Raw genomic sequence first — 25,973 nt, 5'->3', positions numbered from 1 at the left:
CGAAAGGAATACACGATGCGTGTGATGAAGGGATTGCTCGGCCTGCTGTTGGCCATGCCGTTGCTGGCGTCGGCCGAAGAGATCGGCCAGGTGTCGACGGTGTTCAAGTTTGTCGGCCCCAACGACCGGATCGTGGTCGAAGCCTTCGATGACCCCAAGGTCGATGGCGTGACCTGCTACCTGTCCCGCGCCAAGACCGGCGGCGTCAAAGGCGGCCTGGGCCTGGCCGAAGACCGCTCCGAGGCGTCGATTGCCTGTCGCCAGGTCGGGCCGATCCGCTTCAAGGGAGAACTCAAGGATGGCGACGAAGTGTTCAAGGAACGCACGTCGCTGGTGTTCAAGACCATGCAGGTGGTGCGCTTCCTCGACAAGAAGCGCAATACCCTGGTGTACCTGGTCTACAGCGACCGCCTGATCGAAGGCAGCCCGCAGAACGCCGTTACCGCGATTCCGATTTTGCCGTGGCCGACCGCGCAGTGATCCGCAGGCGAGTTTTGTAATCGGCGTCTATGATTGCAGGCTTGCGGGTTGTAATCTCGAAGAGCCGCAATGCAAAGAACATGGGATATCTGGAGTTCGTCATGAGTGCTTTCCACGACCTGAAACTCAAAGCGTTGGACGGACAAGAGCTGCCACTGGCGCCCTTCAAGGGCAAAGTTGTGCTGGTGGTCAACGTGGCCTCCAAATGTGGCTTGACCCCGCAATACGCGGCGTTGGAAAACCTCTATCAGCAGTACAAGGACCAGGGGTTTACCGTGCTCGGCCTGCCCTGCAACCAGTTTGCGGGCCAGGAACCGGGGACCGAGAAAGACATCCAGGAATTCTGCAGCCTCAATTACGGGGTGAGCTTTCCGCTGGGCAGCAAACTCGATGTGAACGGCCCTGAGCGTCACCAGTTGTACCGCTTGTTGGCGGGCGAGGGCGCCGAGTTTCCTGGGGACATCACCTGGAACTTCGAGAAATTCCTGCTGGGCAAAGACGGGCGGGTGCTTGCGCGTTTCTCGCCGCGAACGGCACCGGATGATCCGGCCGTCGTCCAGGCCATCGAAAAAGCCCTGAGCTGATCCCCTGACCTGTAGGCGTGAGCATGCTCGCGAAAAATCCAGGCGCACCGCGTTGATCCAGTATGAACGCGTTATCGTTGACGATTTTCGCGAGCCAGCTCGCTCCTACAGGTGTCCGGCATTTCTAAGCCTTAATCACCCTGATCAATAGTGCTACTCAGCACGCTGCACGCGCCATATTATCGGCATCATAAAAACCGTCTTTCGTGGAGTGTTGCCATGCCTGTCCAAGCCTTGTTCAAACCGTTCCACCTCGGAACGCTGCAACTGTCGAGTCGTGTGGTAATGGCGCCGATGACCCGTTCGTTTTCCCCGGGCGGTGTCCCCAATTCCAAAGTCATAGAGTACTACCGCCGCCGTGCCGCGGCGGGTGTGGGCCTGATCATCACCGAAGGCACCGTGGTCGATCACCCGGCGTCCAACGGCTATCCCAATGTCCCGCACTTCTATGGTGAAGCGGCGCTGGCGGGCTGGAAGAAAGTGGTCGATGCCGTGCATGCCGAAGGCGGCAAGATCGTCCCGCAGTTGTGGCATGTGGGCAGCGTGCGCCGCATCGGTACCGAGCCGGATGCCAGCGTACCGGCCTACGGACCGATGGAAAAACTCAAGGATGGCAACGTGGTTGTCCACGGCATGACCCATCAGGACATCAAGGACGTGATTGCCGCCTTCGCCCAGGCGGCCAGGGACGCCCAGCGCATCGGCATGGACGGCGTGGAGATCCATGGCGCCCATGGTTACCTGGTGGACCAGTTCTTCTGGGAAGGCAGCAACCAACGCAGCGACGAATACGGCGGCAGCCTGGCCAACCGTTCGCGTTTTGCCATCGAACTGATCCAGGCCATTCGTGCCGCCGTCGGCCCGGATTTTCCGATCATCCTGCGTTTTTCCCAGTGGAAGCAGCAGGACTACACCGCGCGCCTGGTGCAAACCCCCGAGGCTTTGGGCGAGTTTCTCAAGCCGCTGTCCGACGCCGGCGTGGATATTTTCCACTGCTCCACCCGGCGCTTCTGGGAGCCGGAGTTCGAAGGTTCCAACCTCAACCTGGCCGGCTGGACCCGCCAGCTCACCGGCAAGCCGACCATCACTGTCGGCAGCGTCGGCCTGGATGGCGAGTTCCTGCAGTTTATGGTCAACACTGACAAGGTTGCGCAACCGGCCAGCCTGGAGAAGCTGCTGGAGCGTTTGAACAACGATGAGTTTGACCTGGTCGCCGTCGGCCGTGCCCTGCTGGTGGACCCGGATTGGGCGGTGAAGGTCCGCGAACACCGCGAGGGCGACATCCTGCCGTTCAGTCGTGAGGCGTTGACGACCCTGGTGTAACGGGCCGGGTTCCCGGTGGTTGCCACCGGGAGCTGTTCAGTTGGAGCGGTCAATACTCTACTGACTTGCGCAGCTCCTGGCGGTGATCGGTCTTGTGCCCGTCTTGGCGCGCAGCCTGGTCATAGGTGGGCGGTGCTGCTCGAGACTGATCCAGCCATTGTTGCTGACGCATCCACTCTGCGGTTGGCATGTTGATGCCATTGCGCACTCCCATTCCGTAAATTGCCATATCTCAGGGGCTCCATTGATCTAAGGGACCTGCGTTAGCAGCAGGTATCAATGATTGGTCATCCACCGTTCGCCGTTCCAGGGGGAAATATCGAGTAAACCTTGCGCAACCTATGGCAATCGGTGTGCAACACGGTCCGCTAGCTCGGGCGGGAGGCCGGGTAGACAGCGCCCGGCCTCCCGCCGGTTTTCAGCGCGTTGGGTTTTTCAAGGCCTATTGTCTTGTTGTTGGCCTATCCGGATTAACCGTAGTAGGCATCTTCCGCCCGTTCGGAATGGACCGCTGCATATTGCGTGGCGGCGTAGGATGCTTGACCGTCATGCGTTGACGGGCGGTCAGTGAACTGTGGGCGATAGCTGCCGCCGTTGTGCGGACGTTCCCATTGATTCTGCGGCGGCTGCCAGTTGTTTCCAGGGTGTGTGGGTTGCGGGCGATAGCCGCCGTTCTGTGGCGGGCGCTGCCAGTCGTTCTGCGGCGGCTGCCAGTTGTTTCCAGGGTGTGTGGGTTGCGGGCGATAGCCGCCGTTCTGTGGCGGGCGCTGCCAGTCGTTCTGCGGCGGCTGCCAGTTGTTTCCAGGGTGTGTGGGTTGCGGGCGATAGCCGCCGTTCTGTGGCGGGCGCTGCCAGTCGTTCTGCGGCGGCTGCCAGTTGTTTCCAGGGCGCGTGGGTTGCGGGCGATAGCCGCTGTTCTGTGGCGGGCGCTGCCAGTCGTTCTGCGGCGGCTGCCAATCGTTTCCAGGGCGCGACGGTTGCGGGCGTTGCCACTGGTTGCCCGGACGTGCCGGCTGCGGGCGGTTCCAGCCGTGGTTCGCGTTATAGGGCTGTGGGTGTGACGGTCGTCCGTGATCGTACTGGGCGCTGTTGGATGGGCAGGTGTCTGTCGGCCCTTGAGTGGGCGTGTTGAACGGTTGGAATCGCAGCGCCATTGATCCATTTATCAGTGTCGACATAGTGCTCTCTAATTAATGTTTCATCATGAATGACCTGCCTTTTTTGAGGGCGTCCAGAGACAGACACCTCTTCCTTGGCAGGTGTCATGTAGGTGGCGATAAATCGCGCGACGTTCCGGAAATATCCTGTTGTGGCGCGCCGACTCCGATGGTTTCAGGTAAAAAATCCTAATGATGAAGCCGTTATTCAGGGGGAAGTCTGGAGGGACGGCGAACTAACTGACGTTATTCGCAGATCGTTCAACGAACATAAGGCTGCGTTGGAGCGGCCAACGGTTCTGCGCACACATCGCGTAACTGGTTCTCGAACTGCTCGATGATCGCCGGCCAGCCCTGGTGACTGGCATGATGGCGCGCATTGAGGCGGGCCCTGCGCAAATGCTCGCGATCTTCCAGCAGCCAATTGGCCGCGTCGCAGAACGCTTCCTCATCGCCGGGCATCGCCAGCACGCCGTTGTAACCGTGGCGGATATGCTGGGTCGCGGCCGCCTGGTCATATGCCACCACCGCGAGCCCGGAGGCCATGGCTTCCAACACCACGTTGCCGAAGGTTTCGGTCAGGCTGGGAAACAGGAACAGGTCTCCCGAGGCGTAGTGTCGCGCCAGTTCTTCGCCGCGCTGGGTGCCGCAGAATATGGCGTGCGGCAGGTCGTGCTCGAGCAGTGCGCGTTGCGGTCCGTCGCCGACCACGATCAGTTGCAGGCGACGCTGTGGATAAGTACTGCGCAAGGCATCGAAGCAGCGCTTGAGCATGCCCAGGTTCTTTTCCTGCGCCAGGCGCCCGACGTGCAGCACTGCAATATCGTCATTGCCCAGGCCCCAGCTTTCGCGCAAGGCGTTATCGCGCTTGGCCGGGTGGAACAACTGGCTGTCGACCCCGCGCGACAACATCCCCAGGCGTTCGAAGTGGCGGCGCTCCAGCTCCAGGCGTTGGCTGGCGCTGGGTACCAGGGTCAAGGTCGAGCGGTTATGAAACCAGCGCAGGTAGTGCGTGACCACGCGGCTCAACATGCTCAGGCCGTACTGGTTCGAGTACTGCTGGAAATTGGTGTGAAAACCGCTGACCACGCTGATCCCCAAGCGACGCGCTGCACGTAGTGCCGACAACCCGAGCGGTCCTTCTGTGGCGATGTACAGCACATCCGGGCGTTGGCGTGTCCAGCGGCGCAGCAGCTTGTGCATCGACGACTGGCCCCATTGCAGGCCTGGATAGCCGGGCAGCGGCCAACCGCGGCACAGCAGCAATTCGTTGTCGCTGGGGCGGCTTTGGTCAATGCCTTGGCGCGGGCGCACCAGTTCGACCTGATGGCCGCGCGCGCGCAAACCCTCGCACAGGCGACCCAATGTATTGGCCACCCCGTTGATCTCTGGCGGGAAGGTTTCGGTAATCAGAGTGATGTGAAGCGAAGCTGTCGTCATGACCCACAGTGTCGCTGTGGGCTGTGTCGCCGATGTGTCATACAGATGATGGATTTATGACGGGCATTGGCGGCGGGCGGCAATGCGCCAATCCTTTAAGCACAGAGCCCTTCGGCTCTGTGCAGATCGCTGGCCGGGGGGGCTCAGAAGGTGATTTTAGACGGCGTGACATAGCTCGGATCTTGCGCACCGAGCACTTTATTTTGCGGGCCGAATTCACGGTCGCCAGGGTTCAGAGTCCCGTTCGCGTTTGGGGGCACGCTGATCGAGCTACTGTCTGTTGGTTTTGTATTCTGGTCCCTGGATGGAAAGTCGGGAAGCAGTGGCCCGGACCAGGGTCCTGGTTTTGATGGCGGGACGCTGGGTGGGGTGCGGGGTGGCCCGCTGGGAGGCGCGTCGGGCCTGGGTGCTCGGTTTTTTGGCGGGGTGCGGGATGGCTGCCATTTGTGACGCTGGCCGGGCCAGGGTGCTGGGTTTGTTGGCGGGGTGGGGGATGGCCCGATGGGAGGCGGGTCGATCCTGAGTCCTGTGTTTGTTGGCAGGTTGGCAAGCGTGCTGATCATCGTGAGGCTCCTGTTGTCACGGGTTTGGTTGCCGACCTCGGTTGCCCCAAGGTCGGCTCAGGTTGTGTGGCCTCAAAAAACAATCAGTTCCGGCAACGGTCGACCGGCCAGCGTACCGTTATCGCGGTGTGTTCAACGCCGTCTCGGCACCTTGCTCGCGCACCCAGAACAACGTCGCCCCGGCCACCGCCGCCGGCATCATCAGCAGGTTGACCACCGGCACCAGCAGCACCAGGTAGACGCTGCCGCCGAAGCTCATGCTCTGCCAGCGTTTCTGGCGCAGCCAGGCGAGCATTTCGTTCCAGCCCAGCTTGTGGTTGTCGGCCGGGTAGTCGATGTATTGGATCGCCATCATCCACACGCCGAACAGCAGCCACAACGGCGCGGCGATCAGGTTGACCACCGGAATGAACGACAGGATAAACAGGCCGATGGCCCGCGGCAGGAAGTAGCCCAGCTTGCGCATCTCCCGCGCCAGGGTGCGCGGGACCATCGCCACCAGCTCGGCCCAACTGAACGGCGGGAAATCGTCGGTGCCACGCACCACCACTTCAACTTTCTCCGCGAGAAAACCGTTGAACGGCGCAGCGATGACATTGGCGAGCATGGTGAAGGTGAAAAACACCATCAACACCACCAGCACCACGAACAGCGGCCACAGGATATAGCTGAGGAAACTCAGCCAGCCGGGCAGCGTCGGCATCAACGCGTCGACCCACAGGCTGAACTGATGGCCGGCGAAATAGATCAGGCCGACGAACAGCACCAGGTTGATCGCCAGCGGCAGCAGCACAAACAGGCGCAGGCCGGGGCTCAACACCAGTTTGAGGCCTTCACGCAGGTATTGCGGACCGGAAAGAACAGGGGCGGGCATGGAGAACTCCGAGCAGAATGACGAACGCGCCGACCTTACCGGCTTTGCCTTCAGGACGAAAGCACGCGCAATGCCAGGACATCAGCAGAAACAAACGCGTCGATCAGCTCGGCCTGCTGCATAGATACTGCCTATGAGCTGGATTGTTATTCCGTATTTCCTTAATCTTGCCTCCCTCTATACGCTGCACCCATTATTTTCAGGATCTGCGAGTTCAAGCCTTCCCCAAGTGCTTCGCGGTCCTTTTTTATTCCAGCCGCCTTGTTGTCCGGGCGGTCGACAGGAGTGAGTCATGTCTGATACCCGTCATTCGCGAGTGATTATTCTCGGTTCCGGCCCTGCCGGTTACAGCGCTGCTGTCTACGCAGCCCGAGCCAACCTCAAGCCACTGCTGATCACCGGCATGCAGGCGGGCGGTCAGTTGACCACCACCACTGAAGTCGACAACTGGCCGGGCGACGTCCACGGTCTGACCGGCCCGGTGCTGATGGAGCGTATGAAAGAGCACGCCGAGCGCTTCGAAACCGAGATCGTGTTTGACCACATCAACCAGGTCGACTTCTCGAAAAAGCCTTACAGCCTGACCGGCGACAGCGGCGTCTACACCTGTGACGCGCTGATCATCGCGACCGGCGCCAGCGCCCGTTACCTGGGCCTGCCGTCGGAAGAAGCGTTCATGGGCAAGGGCGTGTCTGCCTGCGCGACGTGCGACGGTTTCTTCTACCGCAACAAGCCGGTCGCCGTGGTCGGCGGTGGCAACACGGCCGTGGAAGAGGCGCTGTACCTGGCCAACATCGCCAGCACCGTGACCCTGATTCACCGTCGCGAAACCTTCCGCGCCGAGAAGATCCTGATCGACAAGCTGCACGCGCGTGTCGCTGAAGGCAAGATCATCCTCAAGCTCAACGCCACCCTGGATGAAGTCCTCGGCGACAACATGGGCGTGACCGGTGCGCGCCTGAAAAACAACGACGGCAGCTTCGACGAGCTGACAGTCGACGGCGTGTTCATCGCCATCGGCCACACGCCGAACACTTCGCTGTTCGAAGGCGTGCTGGACGCCAAAGACGGTTACCTGGTGGTGCAGGGCGGTCGCGAAGGCAATGCCACGGCGACCAACATCGAAGGCATCTTCGCCGCCGGTGACGTGGCTGACCACGTGTACCGCCAGGCCATCACCTCGGCCGGCGCCGGTTGCATGGCGGCCCTGGATGCCGAGCGTTACCTCGACGGTTTGCAGAACGCTTAGGTCTGAACCCGCTGAAATGAAAAAACCGGCGAAAGCCGGTTTTTTTTGCGCGGGATTTGATGATCCATCGCTATCTCAATTTGGTAATCCAATCACTGTGGGAGCTGGCTTGCCTGCGATAGCGGTGTGTCAGCCAACGTCTATGCAGGATTTACCGCCGCCATCGCAGGCAAGCCAGCTCCCACATTAAATCGGGTTTGCACGTTGGATCAGCGGCGAGTCAGAGGTTGCTGGTCAAACTTCACACCCGCCAACCCGTGCGCGATCAACGCCCGAATATTGCCATGGTCACTGCCCTCAGGCGTGGCGACCACCGAACGGTAATGCTCGCCAAACGCCAACAAGGCGTGCTGGTCGCTCAACCCTTCCAGCAAGGCCAGGCCCAGGGTCTTGCACGAACCTTCGTTCTGCCCGGCGGCGTTTTCCACGGTGCCGTTGGTGAAGGCTTGCGGCTGGTAGTCGTAACCGGCGGCAACGAAGGCCAAGGTGTCGGCGAAGAGATGTTCGCCGCTGTCGAGGCTGGCGCGCAGGGTGTTCAGGTCAGTCATGGGGTTTTCCTTTGGCGAACGCCGCCTGTTGTTCGGCGCTGGCTTCTTGCTGGTATTGGGCTTTCCACTCGGCATACGGCATGCCGTACACCACTTCACGCGCGTCATCGAGGCTCAGCGCGATCTGGCGCTCGTCGGCCTCGGCCTTGTACCACTTGGACAGGCAGTTGCGGCAGAAGCCGGCGAGGTTCATCAGGTCGATATTCTGCACATCCTTGCGGCTGTCCAGGTGTGCGACCAGCCGCCGAAAGGCGGCGGCTTCGAGTTCGAGGCGTTGTTGATCGGTCATAGGGCTCACGTAAATCCAGGGGTTAGCGGCTGGCCGCCAGGGTAATCGAAACCGATTCGGCAAAGCGCAGCGCGTGGGGCTTGTCCACTTCGACTTCGGCGTACAGCACCGACTCGTTGCTCATCACCAGGTCCAGCAGTTCCTGGGTCAGGCGCTCCAGCAGGGCGAAGCGGTTGCCTTCGACGTGGGCGATGATCGCCTTGGTGATGGTGCGGTAATTCAACGCGTGGTCGATATCGTTGTCGCGCACGGCGTCCTGGGCGGCATACAGGATGGTCAGGTTGATCAGCACATCCTGCTTGTTGAGGATTTCATCCTCGTTGATGCCGATATAGGTGCGCAGGCACAGGTCCTTGACCCGGATGCGCGCCATGCCTGGTTGAAGTTGTGGCATTGCTACTTGCTCCGTCCAATCAGTTGCAGGAACTCCATGCGCGTGGTGTTCGACTCGCGGAACGCGCCGAGCATCACCGAGGTGTTCATGGTTGAATTCTGTTTTTCCACGCCGCGCATCATCATGCACATGTGCTTGGCTTCGATCACCACCGCCACGCCGGAGGCCTGGGTCACGTCCTGGATGGCGTCGGCGATTTGCCGCGTGAGGTTTTCCTGGATCTGCAGGCGCCGCGCGAACATGTCGACGATGCGCGCCAGCTTCGACAGGCCCAGCACCCTGCCGGTCGGAATATAGGCCACATGAGCCTTGCCGATAAAGGGCAGCAGGTGGTGCTCGCAGAGCGAGTACAGTTCGATGTCCTTGAGGATCACCATCTCGTCATTGTCGGAGGCGAACAGCGCACCGTTGACGATCTCTTCGAGGTTTTGCTCGTAGCCATGACACAGGTATTGCATGGCTTTGGCGGCACGCTTGGGGGTGTCGAGCAGGCCTTCGCGTTCCGGGTCTTCACCCAGGCCTTTAAGGATCTCGCGATAGTGGTGGGGCAGGGATAAGGTCATACAACATCCTCACAAACGGCTTACTTGATATGCCGCCCACCGTTGACGGTCAGGGTGGTACCGGTGACGTAGGGGTTGTCCAGCAGGTAACGCACGCTCTGGTAAATCACCTCGGGCCCGGGCTCGATGCCCAGTGCCGACTTGGCCAGTACCTGGGCACGGTAGGCCGCGTCGTCGCCTTCGTTGAACATCACCATCGCCGGGGCGATGCCGTTGACTTTGATCAGCGGCGCAAACTGCGCGGCAAACGACAGCGTGAGGCTGTCGAGCCCGGCCTTGGTGGCGCAGTAGGCGATGTGCTGGCGGCTGCCCTTGCGCACCACATCATCGCTGATATGCACGATGTCGGCGGGTGAAGAGCGATGCAGCAAGGGTGAACAATGCAGGTTGATCAGGTACGGCGCAAGCATGTGTACGCTGAACATGTCGGTAAAGGCACGGCTTTCGTCGCCCGGGGTTTCCGCGATCCAGGCCGAAGCGTTGTGGATGATCGCGCGCAGGCTTTGGGTATGACGCTTCAACTCGGCGATAAACGCAAGAATCCCGGCTTCGCTGGAGAAGTCGGCAAACACGCCGATCGCACCACGCTCGCGTAGCGCCTGCACGCCGGGGCGTTCGCTGCGGTAGCTGAAAAGCACCGAGTGGCCCTCGTCGAGCAGGCGTTCGGCACAATGCAGGCCGACGCGCTGGCCGGCGCCGGTGATCAGGATCGGGGCGTTCGTTGCAGTCATGGGAGGCTCGAGTCGCTGGCAGGGTCAAATCATACCAGTGACGAGCCCCCCTGTACTCACGCCGCGGCTTCGCTGGCCTTGGCGCGTGGCGGCGAAGGGTGCAACCAGTTGGCCAGCAGGTGGGTCGAGAGTGGAATGAACAAGTAGACCATCAGCGGAGTGAGCGCCAAGGTGCTGACCAGCACGCGGCTGAACAGGTCCAGCCCGCCGAGCAATGGCCCCAGGCCGAAGTTGAACAGCAACGACACCGGGAAAAACGCCAGCCAGATCGCCACCGCCTGTTTCCAGCGCGGCGGCCGTGTACCTACTGCACCGAACCAGCCATCGATGCCGCGCACGCGATGCTCGGACGGGTCGGCAAACAGCTCGCTGCCACGGCTCAGCCACGCGCTGCGTGACGCGGAAAATTCCCAGGCATGCAGGGTTTTTTCGTCGGCAAAGCGGAAAATAATCTGGAATTCATCATCAAGGGGCGGTGGTGCGAGGACGCCGGAGCCCAGGTAGCCGGGGAAGTCAGTGGCCAGTCGCTCGCCTTCGCGCAGCCAGGCCATCAGCTCTTCATAGCGGCCCTTGGCCACGCGGCGCGCAACCATCAGGGTGACGGGTGAGGTAGACATTGTGTATCTCCAAATAGACGGGTGCGCTGAACCGGGTAGGTGGCGCACAGACGACGCTGCGGGGGTGTTGCAGCGACGCTTTATCGGTAAGCAAGGATTATTCCTGTTTTGCAGAAATACGCCAGCGACATCGGTCCGATAGGCACACACCTTGATATACATCGCGGTAAAGGCGTTAAATGGGACTCACTTTCAAACGGACGTTCATGACCTCTGATGCCCGAAATCACTGCTCCTGTTCGCGAATCCATCGCCCCCAGCCCTGCCGATTCCGATGAGTTGTTTCCGATTCGTGACGTGTCGAGATTGACGGGCATCAACCCGGTCACCCTGCGTGCCTGGGAGCGGCGTTACGGCCTGATTCAACCCACGCGCACCGAAAGCGGGCATCGTCTGTACTCCAAGGCCGATATTCAAACGGTTCATCGCATTGTCGATTGGATCGAACGTGGCGTGGCCGTGAGCAAAGTGGGCAAGATCCTTGCGCGTGACGATCAGCAGGCCGCCGCCGTGCGTGTCGAGCACGACACGGTCGAGCAAGGCGAATGGCCGCAATGGCAGGCGCGCCTGGTGCTGGCCGTGGGCGCGTTCGATGATCGTCAACTGGAGCAACTGTACAACCAGGTGATCGCCACCTACCCGCTCAACGTGGCGTTCCAGGACATCCTGATGCCTCTTTGGAACGACCTGTTGCGTCATCAGGGGCGCTTCGGCCAAGCCAGTGAATGGCTGTTCTTCGACAACTTCCTGCGGGTGCGGGTGTTGCAGCGTTTGCAACTGGTGTGTGCGTCGGCGGCGCCACGGGTATTGCTCGCGGCCATTCCCGGCGAGTGCCGTAAATTGGAATTGCTGGTGGCGGGGCTGTTGATCGGTCGAGACGATCTGGCCGTGAAGGTGCTGGGGATGGGTCAGCCTTTCGATGAATTGACGCTGGTGTGTGAAAAGACGCAACCCGAGGCGCTGGTCCTCTTCTCCAATTACTCACACACCCAAGCGTTGGCCGGGCGTTTGAACCGCCTGGCGTTGACCCTCGATTGCCCGCTGTTTCTTGCCGGTGCCGCGTCAGACCTGGCCCAGGCCGATCTGACGGGCTCCGCCGTTGGCTGCCTGGGCAATGAAGGACGCTTGATGCAACGGCGCTTGCAGCAATTTCTCAGCGGTAACCTGGATACCTGAAGGTCAGGCGTGCATCTGCGGATGTACCAGGCGGTGCTGGTGCAGGATGAATTGGCGCAGGCGCTCGGTCTCATCCGGGTTGCTCTGGCCCAGGCGATAGGCAAACAGTCCCCGTGCGGTTTCCCGCTCCAGCGTGCCGCGTAGCGCAATGCGTTCATAGCCGGAAGGGCTGAACCACAGGGCAAAGGTCTTCGGCGTCTTGATCCGGCCACGGATCTCCACCAGCACACCCTTGAACGAAACCTCATGCACCCACAGCGCACTCGGGTTGCCCCTGACATTTTCCAGCGCCACCGGCGTTTCAAGAGCCAGGCGCCACGGACGAATCATGGGCCCGTCTTCAAAAATGCTCGGCACGCCCAGGCGTAAATGCACGGCATGAAACTCGTCTTCCACCAACTGCAGCGGGAAGGTGAGTTGCTGGTTATCGAATTGCGCCTGGAGGGTGACGTGATCGTGGGCGGCCAGCCGAGTGAGCAAATCGCGAAGCTGCGCAGCGCCGTTGACGGTCAGGCTCGACGATGCATCCCGCAGGTTGAGTTGGGGGTTGTGCTGCATGTCCTGAATGAAATCCAACTCGTCCTGAGTCAGAAGCGCGTCGCGTTGCATTGATCTTGCTCAAGGGGGAGAGTGTTAAAACGCCATTATCCGCTCTAATGACAGCATTTTCTAAGTTTTGTTAGACCCGCTCGTCGCCTTGATCGCTGCCAGCTCGGCCTTGACCTGCGCCAACTCCGCCTCCAATTGCGCGACGCGCTGCTGGGCCTTGACCTGCAAGGTCACGTCCTTTTGCACGCCGACGAAATAGGTCTGCTTGTCGGCATGGTTGTACACCGTTGAAAGCGACAGCTCGTTCCAGAAGTGGCTGCCGTCCTTGCGATAGTTGCGCAGGATTTCCCGGCAGGCGCCGCCGCTGTCCAGTGCTTCGCGAATGGCCATCAGCGCCGGTTGATCACGGTCGCCGGACTGCAGGAAGCGGCAGTCCTGATACAGGACGTCGTCCAGGGTGTAACCGGTCAGGCGCTCGAATGCCGGGTTGACGTAGATCAGCGGTTTGTCCCGGCCTTCCCGCTCGGCCACGACAATCCCGTCGTTGGAAGCGTTGACGACCATTTGCAGCAGCTTGGCGTTAATCATTGCGCGGTCCCTGGCGTGTGCTTGAACTGCCAGTTTATGGCAAGTCTTGAATGTTGCACGACACGCGCCGAAATATTTGCCCCAGCTGGTAATATCCCAGGCTTTCGCTCAATGACAGGATCAGTATTGATGAGAGTCGCCATTCTTTCCGGCTCGGTGTACGGCACGGCTGAAGAAGTCGCCCGCCACGCTGCCGGCATCCTTACATCGGCCGGCTTCGAGGCCTGGCACAACCCGCGCGCGACCCTGGCGGACGTGTTGGCCTTCGCCCCGCAGGCGTTGCTGGCGGTGACGTCCACCACCGGCATGGGTGAACTGCCGGACAACCTGCAACCGCTGTATTCGAGCATTCGCGACCAGTTGCCCGCGGCCTGGCGCGGTTTGCCGGGCGCGGTCATCGGCCTGGGCGACGCCAGCTATGGCGATACCTTCTGCGCCGGCGGCGAGCACATGCGCGAGCTGTTCAGCGAGTTGGGCGTGCGCGAAGTGCAGCCGATGCTGCGCCTGGACGCCAGCGAAAGCGTCACCCCGGAAACCGACGCCGAGCCTTGGTTGGCGGAGTTGATCACTGCCCTGCGCGGCTGACCGGAAACTCCCGCAACAACGCCAGCCAGGCCTGGGCGGCTTTCGACAGATAGGCGCCCTCACGCCAGATAAACGCGATGTCCCAGCGCAGGAAGTCGGGCGCCTTCAGCGTGAGGCGCACCACCCCGGGCCGCACCAGCCCGCGAGCGACCACGCTGGGCAACAGCACCACGCCTTGACCGGCCGCAACCAGGGCGGCGAGAAAATCCGCCTGGCCGCTGCGGCCTCCTTCCTTCGGCGTAAAGCCCACCCGCTGACACGCCTGCGTCAAGCGGTCGTTCAAGACAAAGCTGCGCTGATACATCAGGAACGGTGTGTCTGCCAATTCTTCCAGGCGCACCTGGGCGTTCTGTGCCAAGGGGTGGTTCATTGGCAGCAAGGCATCCAGTGGTTCATCGCAGAAGTCTTGCCAGGCGAATGCCGGGTCGCTGGGTTTCAAGCTGCCGCCCACTTCCAGCTCGCCGCTCAAAATCGCCTGCTCGATACTGCGACTGCCGCCCTCCAGCAACTGGATGGTGACGTTCGGATAGCGCCGGCGGTACTCGGCGAACAGGTCGGCAAACAGCGTATCGCCGCCCAACTGCGGCAAGCCCAGGCGCAACTCGCCACGGGTCAGGTGCTGCATGTCGTCCAGCTCGCTGAGCAACTCGTTCTGCAGGCGCAGCATGGCTTCGGCGCGTTGCAGCACAACCTGGCCGGCGGCCGTCAGGCGGATCTGCGAGCCGATGCGGTCGAGCAACGGCGTGCCCAGGCTGTGTTCCAGCTGTGCGACCTGTTTGCTCACGGCGGACTGGCTGATGTGCAGGGTTTTCCCGGCCTGGGTAAAACCGCCGCGGTGGATGACTTCGACAAAACTGCGCAGCTGTTTGAATTCCATGGGTACGATTCCAGTTTGGAATAGTTGGCAGTCTAACAATTCGCTGTGGGGATGGAAGCGCTCTCTCTAAAATGGAGGCCTACGAGGACCCAAAGCCCATGAAACGTTTAAGCTTCAAACACGTCGGCCGTCTGCTGACTGAATTGGTCGTGCTGCTGGCCATCTACCTGCTCGGTACGCAACTGGTGGCCTGGTTGGCGTGGCCCATCCCCGGTGGGGTGATGGGCCTGGGCCTGTTGCTGGCGGCTTTCGCCACCGGCCTGGTCAAGCCGGCGGCCCTGCAACTGGGGGCGGGTGTGTTGATGGCGGAAATGTTGTTGTTCTTTATTCCGGCCTTGATGAGCCTGCTGGACTACGGCGGCCTGGTGCGCAATGACGGTTGGCGGATTCTGCTGGTGATCGGCTTCAGCACCCTGGCGGTCATGCTGGTGACGGCCTTCACCGTGGAAATGGTGTGTCGCTGGAAGCTGCGCCATGAAGCTTGAACTGATGCCGGTGTTCTGGCTTGCCCTGACCCTGGGCGCGTATTTCTTCAGTCGCTGGATCTACCGTCGGACCGGGCGCTACCTGTTGTCGCCGCTGATCCTGGTGCCCGCGCTGCTGCTCGCGGTGGCCGTCCCGATGCACACCGCCTATGCCGAATACGCCAGCGACACCCATTGGCTGATGCTGGTGCTGGGCCCGGTGACGGTGGCGTTCGCGGTGCCGATCTGGCAGCAGCGACGTTTGCTGGCGCGGTATTGGTCGGCCTTGCTGCTGGGGATGCTGGCCGGCAGCGCGGCGTCCATCGGCACCTCGTTCGGCCTGGCCAAGGCGCTGGCGCTGGACAGTGCGGTGACGATGTCGCTGGTGCCGCGTTCGATCACCACACCGTTTGCCATGCCGATGTCTTCCGACCTCGGTGGTGTGCCGGAACTGACGGCGGTGTTCGTGATGTTCACCGGCGTGTTCGGCGCCATGCTCGGGGGGGTGCTGCTCAAGTGGCTGCCGCTGCGCACGCCTTTGGCACGCGGGGCATTGTTTGGGGTGGGCGCGCACGGCGCAGGCGTGAGCCGGGCCCATGAAGTGGGGGGCGAAGAGGGCTCTGTCGCAGGCCTGGTGATGGTGTTGACGGGGCTGCTCAACCTGTTTGCCGCGCCTTTGTTGGCGGCACTTCTCTGACGCGACTTGGACAGATTTAAACTATTCTCATGGCTGACTCGTGCGGCCATCAAGCTGGCTGCGAAGGCAACTACCTGCGCCACGACGTCTGACTACACTGACCCTTCACTTAAAAAATAATAAGAAAGTGCGTCAAGGAGGTCGTTGCCGTGAGCCTAGCCCCCGTTGTATCGCCACAGAGTGTCAAAGATCAGGTCAGCGCCGCCGAATGGCAGACGCGCGTCGATCTGGCTGCGTGCTATCGCCTGGTCGCCCTGCACGGCTGGGATGATCTGATTTTCACGCATATCTCGGCCAAGGTGCCGGGCACCGATGATTTCCTGATCAACCCCTATGGGATGATGTTTCACGAGATCACGGCGTCGAGCCTGATCAAGGTCGACCAGGCCGGCAACAAACGGATGGACAGCCCCTACGACATCAACCCGGCCGGCTACACCATCCACAGCGCCATCCACGAAGTGCGCCACGACGTGGAGTGCGTGTTGCATACCCATACGGCGGCGGGGGTTGCGGTGTCTGCGCAGAAGCAGGGCATACTGCCGATCAGCCAGCAGTCCTTGTTCGTGTTGTCCAGCCTGGCCTATCACGCATACGAAGGCGTGGCGCTGAACCACGAGGAAAAAGCCCGTTTGCAGGCCGATCTCGGCGACAACAATTTCCTGATGCTGCACAACCATGGCCTGCTGACCTGCGGCGCGACCATCGCCGACACTTTCTTGATGATGTTCACCTTTCAGCGCGCCTGTGATATCCAAGTGCTTGCGCGCAACGGCGGGGCTGAATTGATCGCCATCGACCCGCAGATTCTCGCCGGGGCCAGGGCGATGGTGGCGGCTGTCACAAAGAGCGCCCAAGGTATGGGGGGCGCGCTGGCCTGGCCGGCGCTGCTGCGTAAATTGGACCTGCAAGATCCAGGGTATAAAAGTTGATGCCTCTCGCCGAAATTCCGCTCAGAGCCTGGCGCAAGTGCGGCCAGAGTTTTGTTTTTCGTGGCCATACCATTCGCTATTGGGTGGCCGGGCAGGGTGAGCCGCTGCTGCTGATCCATGGCTTCCCGACCGCCAGTTGGGACTGGCATTACCTGTGGCAGCCCCTGGCCCAGCGCAACCTGGTGATCACCTGCGACATGCTCGGGTTTGGCGATTCGGCCAAGCCGCTGGATCACGACTATTGCCTGTTGGAACAGGCGGATCTGCAACAGGCGCTGCTCGACCACCTGCATGTGCGACAACCGGTGCATGTGCTGGCCCATGATTACGGGGACAGCGTCGCCCAGGAGTTATTGGCGCGGCATCACGAAGGCCGCTTCCAGATGGCCAGTTGCGTGTTCCTCAATGGCGGGTTGTTCCCCGAAACCCATCGCCTGGCCCTGGTGCAGAAACTGCTGCTCAGCCCCTTGGGCTGGATGATCGGTCGCACGTTTGGGCGCAATGCCTTGTCCGACAGCTTCAGCCAGATCTTCGGCGCACAGACCCGCCCCAGTGAGAGCGCCCTCGATGATTTCTGGAGCCTGATCGACTGCAATGACGGGCCGCGCATCCTGCATAAACTGATCAACTACATTCCCCAGCGCCGTCGCCTGCGTGAGCGTTGGGTGGGCGCCCTGCAACGTGGCGACGTGCCGCTGCGGGTGATCGACGGCGAGTTCGACCCGATTTCCGGCGCGCACATGGTCGAGCGTTACCGCCAGTTGGTGCCCCACGCCGACACGGTATTGCTGGCCAATATCGGCCACTACCCGCAGATCGAAGCGCCGGTGCAGGTGCTCAAGCATTACCTGGAGTTCCGACAGCAGATCGCGCACGCGCCGCCGCGCATGGCCTATTCCTGAAACAGGCGATCATCCTGCTGCCTTATCGCGCACCATTCAGCCGTGGCCGTATTTATTGTGACCGCAGGCGCCGTGCCTGACACTCGAGCCATTCCCATCGTCGCCATTGGAGTTCGGTATGAGTGAGTCAGTGCAGTTCCAGGATAAGGTCGTGATCGTCACCGGTGCCGGCGGCGGGTTGGGCCGGGCCCATGCGCTGCTGTTCGCCAGGCACGGGGCCAAAGTGCTGGTCAACGATCTCGGCGGTTCCACCCAGGGCGAGGGCGCCAATGCGTCGGCGGCCGACCGTGTGGTCGCACAAATCCGTGAAGCCGGCGGTATCGCCGAAGCCAACCATGATTCCGTCACCGACGGCGAGAAAATCGTACAGAACGCCCTGGATGCGTTCGGCCGTATTGACGTGGTGGTGAACAACGCCGGTATCCTGCGCGACAAGACCTTCCACAAAATGGACGACAGCGACTGGGACCTGGTTTACCGGGTGCATGTCGAAGGTGCCTACAAAGTCACCCGCGCCGCCTGGCCTCATCTGCGTGAACAAAGCTATGGGCGGGTGATTTTTACTGCGTCCACGTCGGGCATCTACGGCAATTTCGGGCAGTCCAACTACGGCATGGCCAAGCTCGGCCTGTATGGCTTGACCCGCACCCTGGCGCTGGAAGGGCGCAAGAACAACATCCTGGTCAACGCCATCGCCCCCACCGGCGGCACGCGCATGACCGAAGGCCTGATCCCGCCGCAGGTGTTCGAGCGCCTCAAGCCGGAACTGGTCAGCCCGCTGGTGGTGTACCTGGGTAGCGAGGCGTGCCAGGAAACCTCAGGCTTGTTCGAAGTGGGCGGCGGCTGGATCGGCAAGACCCGCTGGGAACGCAGCCTGGGTGTGGGCTTCGACCCGGAAGCCGGGTTCTCGCCGGACGACGTGGCCGCGCACTGGCAACAGATCTGTGACTTCGAAGGCGCGGTGCATCCCAAGGACACAATCGAGGCTTTGAAGGAGATGATGGCCAATTTGCAGAAGTTCAGCCTCTGATCATTGCCGGATACACCAGCAATACTGCGGGGCGCTGACGGCGCCCCGTTTTTTTCAGGCATAAAAAAGGCCGCTGCAAAGCAGCGGCCAAAGTAAGACGTTGGATCAAGGAGCGACAGACTCAACGTCAGTGAACACCGGTAACAGATTGAATACAGTAGCCAATCCGTCGAATTTCAGCTGTTCTCCCGAAGGTGGGAGCGGGCCGTTTGCCCTGAAAGCCAGGCAAGAATAGAGGGTTGTAACAAAATGAGTAATAGCGCTTCAGGACAAGGACTGTTACGGATATGACAACAGTCACTCCCTGGCGCCATCCACCGGCCTGATAACCCGCCATCCATGGGGCGCATGCCCCCGCGCAGAGCCGCGCCAGAGCGGCGTTAATCCTTTCGGGCGACAACACGAATACCTCCTTGGTGCGCTTATCGCTCCCGAAGGGCGGCAGTAGGGTGGGGCCTTCTGTCACTCACCGGGGAAGACGCATGACAAAAACAACAATGCGCGCCATCTTCACGCCGCAGGCGCTGGCCGCCGCGGTTGCGTTGGGATGCTGTGCCCAGGCACAGGCTGTTTCGTTCAACATCGGCGAGATCGAAGGGCAATTCGATTCCTCGCTGTCGGTCGGCGCCAGCTGGGGCATGCGCGATGCCGACAAGAAACTGGTGGGCGTGTCCAATGGCGGCACGGGGCAGGCCTCCACCGGGGATGACGGGCGACTGAACTTCAAGAAGGGCGAGACCTTCTCCAAGATCTTCAAAGGCATCCACGACCTGGAACTCAAGTACGGCGACAGCGGTGTGTTCGTGCGCGGCAAGTACTGGTACGACTTCGAGTTGCAGGACGAAGACCGCGAGTTCAAGCAGATCAGCAATCACCATCGCGACGAAGGTGCGCGCTCTTCCGGCTACGAGCTGCTCGATGCGTTCGTCTATCACAACTATTCCATCGCCGACCTGCCGGGCAACGTGCGCGTCGGCAAGCAGGTGGTGAGTTGGGGCGAGAGTACGTTTATCGGTAACTCCATCAACAGCATCAACCCCATCGACGTATCGGCCTTCCGCCGCCCCGGCGCCGAGATCAAGGAAGGGCTGATACCGGTCAATATGCTGTTCGCCTCCCAGAGCCTGACCAACCAACTGACGGTAGAAGGCTTCTACCAGTTGAACTGGGAAAACACCGTGCTGGATAACTGCGGCACGTTCTTTGGTGGCGACGTGGCGGCCCACGGTTGCAACGGTAACTACACGGTCGGCAGCCCGGCGATTGCGCCGTTGCAACCGGTGGCCGCAGCGTTCGGCCAGGGCTTTGAGGTCACGCGTGAAGGCGTCGTGGTGCAGCGCGCCAAGGACCGTGATGCCCGCGATGGCGGCCAATTCGGCGCGGCCTTGCGCTGGCTGGGCGACGACACCGAGTACGGCCTGTACTTCATGAACTATCACAGCCGCACGCCGACCGTCGGCACCCTCACCGCCAACACCAACCTGGCCACCATCGGGCGCATCGTCAACGCTGCCAACGCCATTGCGCCAGGCACCGGCTCGGCCCTGGCCCAGAGCACCATGCTCGGCCGTGGCCAGTACTATCTCGATTACCCGGAAGACATTCGCCTGTACGGCGCCAGCTTCTCCACCACCCTGCCCACCGGCACGGCCTGGACCGGGGAAATCAGCTACCGCCCGAATGCGCCGGTGCAACTCAACACCACCGACCTGACCCTGGCCCTGGTCAACCCGATTGCCGGCAACACCGCCTCGCCGATCCACAGCTCGTTCGGCGCCGACAACGCCGGTTACCGGCGTAAGGAAATCACCCAGATCCAGAGCACCATGACTCAGTTCTTCGACCAGGTACTGGGGGCCGAACGCCTGACCCTGGTGGGAGAGGCCGCCTTCGTCCACGTCGGCGGGCTGGAAGCGAAAAGCAAACTGCGCTACGGCCGCGACTCGGTATACGGCGCCTATGGTTACGGTGGCGACACCGACGGTTTCGTCACGGCCAATTCCTGGGGTTATCGTGCCCGCGCCATCCTCGACTACAACAACGTGTTTGCCGGGGTGAACCTCAAGCCCAACCTGTCCTGGTCCCACGACGTCAACGGCTACGGCCCCAACGGCCTGTTCAACCAGGGCGCCAAGGCGATCAGCGTCGGCGTCGATGCGGACTATCGCAACACCTACACCGCCAGCCTGAGTTACACCGACTTTTTTGGTGGCGACTACAACACCCTGACCGACCGCGACTTCCTCGCCCTCAGCTTCGGCGTGAACTTCTGATTTGGCTTAAAGAAGGACAAGACTCTATGCGTAAGTTAATTGCTGTGATGGCCCTGAGTGTGTTGGCCGCCAACGTCATGGCGGCCGTGTCGCCCGAAGAAGCCGCCAAGCTCGGCACCAGCCTGACCCCGGTCGGCGCCGAAAAGGCCGGTAACGCCGACGGCTCGATCCCGGCCTGGACCGGCGGCATTCCGAAAAATGCCGGTGCGGTGGACAGCAAGGGCTTCCTCGCCGACCCGTTCGCCAATGAAAAACCGCTGTTCGTGATCACCGCCGCGACCGTCGACAAATACAAGGACAAACTCTCCGACGGCCAGGTGGCGATGTTCAAGCGTTACCCGGAGACCTACAAGATCCCGGTGTACCCGAGCCACCGCACGGTCAACCTGCCGCCGGATATCTACGAGTCGATCAAGCGCAGCGCCCTCAACGTGCATGCGATCAACGACGGCAACGGCCTGGAGAACTTCACCGGCAACCGCTACTACGCGTTCCCGATCCCCAAGAATGGCGTGGAGGTGCTGTGGAACCACATCACCCGTTACCACGGCGGCAACCTGCGGCGCATCATCACCCAGGCCACCCCGCAGACGAACGGCAGCTACACGCCGATCCGCTTTGAAGAAGAAGTCGCGGTGCCGCAGGCGATCCCGGATATTGACCCGGCCAAGGCCGCCAACGTGCTGAGTTTCTTCAAGCAATCGGTAACGGCCCCGGCGCGGCTGGCGGGCAACGTGCTGCTGGTCCACGAGACCCTCGACCAGGTCAAGGAACCGCGCCTGGCCTGGATCTACAACGCTGGCCAGCGCCGTGTGCGCCGGGCGCCGCAAGTGTCCTACGACGGCCCGGGCACCGCGTCCGACGGCCTGCGCACCACGGATAACTTCGACATGTTCTCCGGCGCCCCCGATCGCTATGACTGGAAGCTGGTGGGCAAGAAAGAGATGTACATCCCCTACAACAGCTACAAGCTCGATTCGCCGAACCTCAAGTACGACGACATCATCAAGGCCGGGCATATCAACCAGGACCTGACCCGCTATGAGCAGCACCGCGTGTGGGAAGTGGTCGGCACCGTCAAGCCGAGCGAACGGCACATCTATGCCAAGCGCCACATGTACATCGACGAAGACAGCTGGCAGGTCGCGCTGGTGGATCACTATGACGGCCGCGGCCAACTGTGGCGTGTCGCCGAAGGTCATGCGCAGTTCTACTACGACCATCAGGTGCCGGCCTACACCGTGGAAACCCTGTACGACCTCATCGCCGGACGCTACATCGCCCTGGGTATGAAGAATGAGGAGAAGAGCAGTTTTGTGTTCGGGTTTGCGGCCAAGGCGGCGGACTACACGCCAGCGGCGCTGAGGGCTTCGGGCGTGCGTTGATGCCTTCGGACGTGCGCTGATGCCTGTTTGAAATGCAATCCCAATGTGGGAGGGGGCTTGCCCCCGATAGCGGTGGATCAGCTACAGAGAGCTGACTGATCCACCGCCATCGGGGGCAAGCCCCCTCCCACATTGGGTTTTGTGCATGGCTATTAATCACTGCGTTGAATACTTCTTCAATATTCGCCGAGCACGGGGCTAGGGTAGGTGTCAGGTTGCATAACAATAAAAACGCAGGATGCAGCAATGACCGCCATGACACGCTGCCTGGACCGTCCTGGATTCATGCCACGGCTGTCCGCCCATCATCTGTTGCGCCCGCGCCTGGCCGAGCCGTTGTTGGCGGCGCAGGCGCGGGTCAAGTTGCTCTGTGCCCCGGGCGGCAGTGGCAAGAGCGCGTTGCTCGCCGAGTGCGCCTTGCAGGCGCCGGCGGGTTGTCAGGTGTACTGGCTACCGCTCAATGGCGTGCCGCTAAGCCCGCTGGATTTGTGCCGGCGCCTGGCGCACAACCTGGGCCTGGCGTTTACCGATGAAGCCACGCTGCTGCAGGATCTCAGCCGCTGGCAGACGTCAGCGTGGCTGTTTCTCGATGATTTCAGCCGGCTGCCCGCGCCCGAACTGGACGCCTTGCTCGACCGCCTGCTCAGCGCCAGCCACCCGGCGCTGACCTGGTGGCTGGGTGCGCGGCGGCGCCCTGCGTGCAACTGGCCGCGGCTGCTGCTCGACGATGAGCTGCTGGAATGCAGCGCGGCCGAGTTGATCTTCAGCGCCGAGGAAGTCCAGGCCCTGCTCGGCGAGGCGCCGGGTCACAGCATCGAGCGCGTGATGCGGTTCAGCGCCGGTTGGTGCGCCGGGGTTCGCATCGCCTTGCTCGGCGACGGCCATCCCGACAAGACCTTGCTCGACTACCTGCAACACGAGCTGTTCAGCACCTTGCCGGCGGAACTGGAGGAAGCCTGGCGGGTGTTGGCGCATTTGCCGCGTTTCAATGCGGGCTTGTGCGAGCACCTGTTCGGCTTTGGCGATGGCGCTCAGTACCTGCGGGACTTGCAGGCGCTCGGCGCATTTATCCAGCCCTGGGACGATGCCGCCGACTGGCTGCAAGTCTTCGCGCCGCTTGCGCAGTTGATACGGGATGAACCCTGGCCGGCCAAACGCTCCTGGCACCGACGGGCCTGCCAATGGTTCAGTGCCGAGGGCGACTGGCAAGCCGCGTTCGAGCAGGCGCTGCTGGCCGAAGAATACGAAGTGGCCGTCAGCCTGTTGCAGCACTTCAGCTTCGAAGACCTGTTCCGCCAGCAGAATGCCGTGCTGTTGTTGCGCCTGCATGAACAACACGGTGACGAGCTGATGCTGTGTTCCGCGCAGTTGGTGGGGCTGGTCACGGCCGCGTTGCTGTTCGCCGGGCGCTTCGAGCAGGCCGCATTGTGCGTCGGCCAACTGGCGCGTTTCGCCCCGCAACCGTCGGCGCCGCAGCAACGCCTGTTGTTGGCGCGCTGGCAGGCGCAGTGGGGGTGGTTGCTGCATCTGGCGGGTGATGCGCAACGTTCTCGCGAGCATTTCCTCGAGGCCTTGCAGGCGTTGCCCGACAGTGCGTGGACGTCACGTCTGATGTGCCTGTCGGGGCTAACCCAGCAAGCCTTGCTGCGCGGTGAGCTGGAGGCGGCCCAGACCCTGAACCGCGAAGCGCTGTGCCTGGCGCGGGCCCATGGTTCGCTGTTGCTCGAAGCCCTGCTGGAGCTGGATCACGCGCAATTGCTCGAACAGCGCGGCGCGCCGTACCGCGCGCAAAACCTGTTGGAGCAGGTGCAGGCGATGTTGCTCAAGCAGCGGCTGAAGGCCGGGCCGCTGGTCGGACGCATCGCCTTGCGGCGTGGGCATCTGGCCCTGCGCCAGGGGCAGGACGCGTTGGCTGCCGAGTGCTTCGAGACGGGTTTGAACATGTGCCTGCACAGCCAGGACAAGCGCGTGTTGTATGGCTATCTGGGCCTTGCGCTGTTGGCGGCCAATCACGGTGATTACGCCCAGGCCTTTATCCAGTTGCGCGAGGCCGAGCGCCTGATGCAGCAGCGCCAGGTGCCGGACACGGTGTACCGCGCGGTGTTGCTGCTGGTCAGCGGGCACTTCTGGTTGCAACAGGGTCGCGCCGAATTGACGGTGGCAGCGCTGCGCCGGGTGCTCCGTCATTTCCGAGGGCCTGACGCCAAGCAGGCGCCGCCGGCCACGCTGGAATTAATCCCGCGTCTTGAATACCTGCTGGTGTTGGCCGAGGTCAAACTGGGCGTCGCCGATCAACCGCTGGCGCGGCTCAACGCGTTGCTGGACGCCTCCCGCCAACGCGGCATGCTGTGCCTGGAGGCCGAATTGCACCTGGTGCTGGGTGAAGTGGCCTGGCAACTGGGCGAACCGGCGGTGGCGCGTCGCTCACTGCAACACGGCCTGGAACTGGCAGGGCGTTGCCAGGTGCAGCAGGCGATCCGCGAGCTGCGTTTACGCTCGCCCGGGCTGTTGAGTGAGCTGGGCCTGGAACCGCAGGCCTCGCCGACCGGCACGGCGGACAACCCGCTGAGCCAACGCGAGCTGGAAGTGCTGCAACTGATCGCCCTGGGCAACTCCAACCTGGAAATCGCCGACCGCTTGTTTATCTCGCTGCACACCGTCAAGACCCACGCGCGACGCATCCACAGCAAGCTCGGCGTGGAGCGACGCACCCAGGCGGTGGCCAAGGCCAAGACGTTGGGCTTGATGGTTTAAGCGCAGAACGCCTGACGGTATTCGCCGGGTGTCGCGCCCATGGCCTGGCGAAAGCGATGGGTGAAGTGGCTGGCGCTGGAGAAGCCGCACATCAACGCGATGTCACCCACGGGCAGGCTGCCGCTGCGCAGCAGGTTCTGTGCGCGGGCCAGGCGCCGGGCCAGCAGGTATTGATGGGGCGGCAGGCCGAAGCTTTGGCGGAACATCCGCGCAAAATGATATTCCGACAGCGCACACATCCCGGCCAATTGCCCGAGGCTGATGGGGTCATCCAGGTGCTGGTCGATGTAGTCCACCAACAACCGCCGCTGATGCGCCGCCAGCCCGCCTTTCAAACGCAGCCCGTCGCGCGCGCCGACTTGGCTGAGCAAGGTGTGGCTGAGCATTTCATGGGCCAGGCTGCTGGTCAGCAGGCGTTCGGCGGGCTCGTGCCAGTTGAGGGCGATCAACTGGTGAAAGCGTCGCGCCTGGCTGGGGTCTTCGAGGAAGGTGCTTTCCTGCAGTTGCAGCGCGCGCGGTTCGCGGTCGAGCAGGGTGATGCAGCCCAGGGCGAATTGCGCCTGGCTGAAATACACATGGGCCAGGCGGATGTCGCCGTTGATCACCCAGGCCGACTGATGCTCGGCCGGCAGGATGCACAACTTGTCGGGCCCGCCCTTGGTGCCCGGTTGGTCGCGACGAAACGTGCCGGTGCCGCCGCCGATGTAGCAGGACAAGGTGTGATGGCCGGGCGCCTGGTAGTCCTGGGAATCGTGGTGGTTGCTCCACAACGCCGCAGACAAGCCGTCACCGAGCTCGGCGCAGGCTTCGAGGCGAGCGTGGGGCGAGCGGTTGAGGGCTTGAAAGACTTGCAGGGATTCCAGCGTTGACATGGTGTGTACTCTCCGACGCCTTGCATCCTACTCCGAGCCGCTGGCGCTGTGAGCCCGCCGTGCGACAAAAGCGCAAG

Annotated in this window: 28 protein-coding genes; 14 read left to right on the top strand and 14 right to left on the bottom strand. The window is 62.0% G+C overall.

Features of this window, described 5'->3' with window-relative positions; genetic code table 11:
- Positions 1-15 precede the first annotated feature (15 nt).
- The 3 genes from MOQ67_RS26535 (at position 16) to MOQ67_RS26525 (ending at position 2,387) form a co-directional block, all read left to right on the top strand.
- Positions 16-480, top strand: a complete 465-nt coding sequence (locus tag MOQ67_RS26535; RefSeq protein ID WP_017847751.1) for a CreA family protein — start codon at positions 16-18, stop codon at positions 478-480.
- Between the two features lie 101 nt (positions 481-581).
- On the top strand, positions 582-1,064 hold the full coding sequence (locus MOQ67_RS26530) for a glutathione peroxidase (protein ID WP_017847752.1): 483 nt from the start codon (positions 582-584) through the stop codon (positions 1,062-1,064).
- 219 nt (positions 1,065-1,283) lie between these two features.
- On the top strand, positions 1,284-2,387 hold the full coding sequence (locus MOQ67_RS26525) for an NADH:flavin oxidoreductase (RefSeq protein ID WP_017847753.1): 1,104 nt from the start codon (positions 1,284-1,286) through the stop codon (positions 2,385-2,387).
- 49 nt (positions 2,388-2,436) lie between these two features.
- On the opposite strand, the gene MOQ67_RS26520 is transcribed toward MOQ67_RS26525, so the two are convergent.
- The 4 genes from MOQ67_RS26520 to cysZ form a co-directional block, all read right to left on the bottom strand.
- Positions 2,437-2,616: a hypothetical protein gene (locus MOQ67_RS26520; RefSeq protein ID WP_104904473.1), complete on the bottom strand. Its 180-nt coding sequence runs from the start codon at positions 2,614-2,616 to the stop codon at positions 2,437-2,439.
- A gap of 241 nt (positions 2,617-2,857) precedes the next feature.
- The gene (locus MOQ67_RS26515; protein ID WP_448125413.1) at positions 2,858-3,541 is read right to left on the bottom strand and encodes a hypothetical protein; all 684 of its coding nucleotides are present in this window, start codon (positions 3,539-3,541) and stop codon (positions 2,858-2,860) included.
- A gap of 264 nt (positions 3,542-3,805) precedes the next feature.
- Complete coding sequence (locus MOQ67_RS26510) at positions 3,806-4,984, bottom strand: glycosyltransferase family 4 protein (protein ID WP_017847755.1); 1,179 nt, start codon at positions 4,982-4,984, stop codon at positions 3,806-3,808.
- Positions 4,985-5,665: 681 nt separating this feature from the next.
- Positions 5,666-6,421: a sulfate transporter CysZ gene (gene cysZ / locus MOQ67_RS26505; protein ID WP_017847757.1), complete on the bottom strand. Its 756-nt coding sequence runs from the start codon at positions 6,419-6,421 to the stop codon at positions 5,666-5,668.
- A 292-nt stretch (positions 6,422-6,713) separates the two neighbouring features.
- On the opposite strand from cysZ, the gene trxB reads away from it, so the two are divergent.
- Positions 6,714-7,670 carry a thioredoxin-disulfide reductase gene (gene trxB / locus MOQ67_RS26500; protein ID WP_017847758.1) on the top strand — a complete coding sequence of 319 codons (957 nt, stop codon included), beginning with the start codon at positions 6,714-6,716 and terminating at the stop codon, positions 7,668-7,670.
- A 209-nt stretch (positions 7,671-7,879) separates the two neighbouring features.
- On the opposite strand, the gene MOQ67_RS26495 is transcribed toward trxB, so the two are convergent.
- From MOQ67_RS26495 to MOQ67_RS26470, 6 genes are read right to left on the bottom strand one after another with little or no spacing between them, the layout of a single operon-like run.
- Complete coding sequence (locus tag MOQ67_RS26495) at positions 7,880-8,218, bottom strand: HopJ type III effector protein (RefSeq protein ID WP_017847759.1); 339 nt, start codon at positions 8,216-8,218, stop codon at positions 7,880-7,882.
- Positions 8,211-8,507 (bottom strand): DUF1244 domain-containing protein, encoded by a 297-nt coding sequence (locus tag MOQ67_RS26490; protein WP_017847760.1) that lies wholly within the window; start codon positions 8,505-8,507, stop codon positions 8,211-8,213. The genes MOQ67_RS26495 and MOQ67_RS26490 overlap by 8 nt, the downstream gene beginning before the upstream one ends.
- Positions 8,508-8,529: 22 nt before the next feature.
- Positions 8,530-8,901, bottom strand: a complete 372-nt coding sequence (gene folX / locus MOQ67_RS26485) for a dihydroneopterin triphosphate 2'-epimerase (RefSeq protein WP_026140129.1) — start codon at positions 8,899-8,901, stop codon at positions 8,530-8,532.
- A 2-nt stretch (positions 8,902-8,903) separates the two neighbouring features.
- The gene (folE, locus tag MOQ67_RS26480; RefSeq protein ID WP_017847762.1) at positions 8,904-9,464 is read right to left on the bottom strand and encodes a GTP cyclohydrolase I FolE; all 561 of its coding nucleotides are present in this window, start codon (positions 9,462-9,464) and stop codon (positions 8,904-8,906) included.
- A gap of 20 nt (positions 9,465-9,484) precedes the next feature.
- A complete protein-coding gene (gene folM, locus MOQ67_RS26475) occupies positions 9,485-10,195 on the bottom strand; it encodes a dihydromonapterin reductase (protein WP_017847763.1) in 711 nt (236 codons plus the stop codon).
- Positions 10,196-10,251: 56 nt separating this feature from the next.
- The gene (locus MOQ67_RS26470) at positions 10,252-10,812 is read right to left on the bottom strand and encodes an antibiotic biosynthesis monooxygenase (protein ID WP_017847764.1); all 561 of its coding nucleotides are present in this window, start codon (positions 10,810-10,812) and stop codon (positions 10,252-10,254) included.
- 216 nt (positions 10,813-11,028) lie between these two features.
- Between MOQ67_RS26470 and MOQ67_RS26465 the strand changes: the two genes are divergently transcribed.
- Positions 11,029-11,988 carry a MerR family transcriptional regulator gene (locus MOQ67_RS26465; protein WP_198718471.1) on the top strand — a complete coding sequence of 320 codons (960 nt, stop codon included), beginning with the start codon at positions 11,029-11,031 and terminating at the stop codon, positions 11,986-11,988.
- A gap of 3 nt (positions 11,989-11,991) precedes the next feature.
- Here MOQ67_RS26465 and MOQ67_RS26460 read toward each other — a convergent pair whose 3' ends face one another.
- Both MOQ67_RS26460 and MOQ67_RS26455 read right to left on the bottom strand, forming a co-directional pair.
- Positions 11,992-12,597 carry a hypothetical protein gene (locus tag MOQ67_RS26460; RefSeq protein ID WP_046488172.1) on the bottom strand — a complete coding sequence of 202 codons (606 nt, stop codon included), beginning with the start codon at positions 12,595-12,597 and terminating at the stop codon, positions 11,992-11,994.
- 60 nt (positions 12,598-12,657) lie between these two features.
- A complete protein-coding gene (locus MOQ67_RS26455) occupies positions 12,658-13,125 on the bottom strand; it encodes a PAS domain S-box protein (protein ID WP_017847767.1) in 468 nt (155 codons plus the stop codon).
- 129 nt (positions 13,126-13,254) lie between these two features.
- On the opposite strand from MOQ67_RS26455, the gene MOQ67_RS26450 reads away from it, so the two are divergent.
- Positions 13,255-13,710, top strand: coding sequence for a flavodoxin (locus tag MOQ67_RS26450; protein WP_017847768.1), 456 nt, complete (start codon positions 13,255-13,257; stop codon positions 13,708-13,710).
- Here MOQ67_RS26450 and MOQ67_RS26445 read toward each other — a convergent pair.
- The gene (locus MOQ67_RS26445; protein ID WP_017847769.1) at positions 13,691-14,587 is read right to left on the bottom strand and encodes a LysR family transcriptional regulator; all 897 of its coding nucleotides are present in this window, start codon (positions 14,585-14,587) and stop codon (positions 13,691-13,693) included. The two genes, MOQ67_RS26450 and MOQ67_RS26445, sit on opposite strands and share 20 nt — an antisense overlap.
- 98 nt (positions 14,588-14,685) lie before the next feature.
- On the opposite strand from MOQ67_RS26445, the gene MOQ67_RS26440 reads away from it, so the two are divergent.
- The 8 genes from MOQ67_RS26440 to MOQ67_RS26405 all read left to right on the top strand — a co-directional run bounded on the left by MOQ67_RS26440 (position 14,686) and on the right by MOQ67_RS26405 (position 25,024).
- Entirely contained in the window at positions 14,686-15,072 is a 387-nt protein-coding gene (locus tag MOQ67_RS26440) for a CidA/LrgA family protein (protein ID WP_046385176.1), read from the top strand.
- Positions 15,062-15,748 (top strand): LrgB family protein, encoded by a 687-nt coding sequence (locus MOQ67_RS26435; RefSeq protein ID WP_046488163.1) that lies wholly within the window; start codon positions 15,062-15,064, stop codon positions 15,746-15,748. The genes MOQ67_RS26440 and MOQ67_RS26435 overlap by 11 nt, the downstream gene beginning before the upstream one ends.
- Before the next feature lie 149 nt (positions 15,749-15,897).
- Positions 15,898-16,680: a class II aldolase/adducin family protein gene (locus tag MOQ67_RS26430; RefSeq protein ID WP_046382099.1), complete on the top strand. Its 783-nt coding sequence runs from the start codon at positions 15,898-15,900 to the stop codon at positions 16,678-16,680.
- Complete coding sequence (locus MOQ67_RS26425; protein WP_017847773.1) at positions 16,680-17,582, top strand: alpha/beta fold hydrolase; 903 nt, start codon at positions 16,680-16,682, stop codon at positions 17,580-17,582. Before MOQ67_RS26430 ends, MOQ67_RS26425 begins: the two co-directional genes overlap by 1 nt.
- Positions 17,583-17,700: 118 nt before the next feature.
- Positions 17,701-18,612 (top strand): SDR family oxidoreductase, encoded by a 912-nt coding sequence (locus tag MOQ67_RS26420; RefSeq protein WP_017847774.1) that lies wholly within the window; start codon positions 17,701-17,703, stop codon positions 18,610-18,612.
- A 482-nt stretch (positions 18,613-19,094) separates the two neighbouring features.
- Positions 19,095-20,885 (top strand): DUF1302 domain-containing protein, encoded by a 1,791-nt coding sequence (locus MOQ67_RS26415; protein WP_102618923.1) that lies wholly within the window; start codon positions 19,095-19,097, stop codon positions 20,883-20,885.
- Between the two features lie 26 nt (positions 20,886-20,911).
- Positions 20,912-22,270 (top strand): DUF1329 domain-containing protein, encoded by a 1,359-nt coding sequence (locus MOQ67_RS26410; protein WP_198718470.1) that lies wholly within the window; start codon positions 20,912-20,914, stop codon positions 22,268-22,270.
- A 246-nt stretch (positions 22,271-22,516) separates the two neighbouring features.
- Positions 22,517-25,024 (top strand): LuxR C-terminal-related transcriptional regulator, encoded by a 2,508-nt coding sequence (locus MOQ67_RS26405; protein ID WP_198718469.1) that lies wholly within the window; start codon positions 22,517-22,519, stop codon positions 25,022-25,024.
- On the opposite strand, the gene MOQ67_RS26400 is transcribed toward MOQ67_RS26405, so the two are convergent.
- A complete protein-coding gene (locus tag MOQ67_RS26400; RefSeq protein ID WP_017849547.1) occupies positions 25,021-25,896 on the bottom strand; it encodes a helix-turn-helix domain-containing protein in 876 nt (291 codons plus the stop codon). The two genes, MOQ67_RS26405 and MOQ67_RS26400, sit on opposite strands and share 4 nt — an antisense overlap.
- Between the last annotated feature and the right edge of the window lie 77 nt (positions 25,897-25,973).

The organism is Pseudomonas sp. LY-1 (genome assembly GCF_053502595.1).
This window is presented reverse-complemented; position numbering and strand designations above follow the sequence as displayed.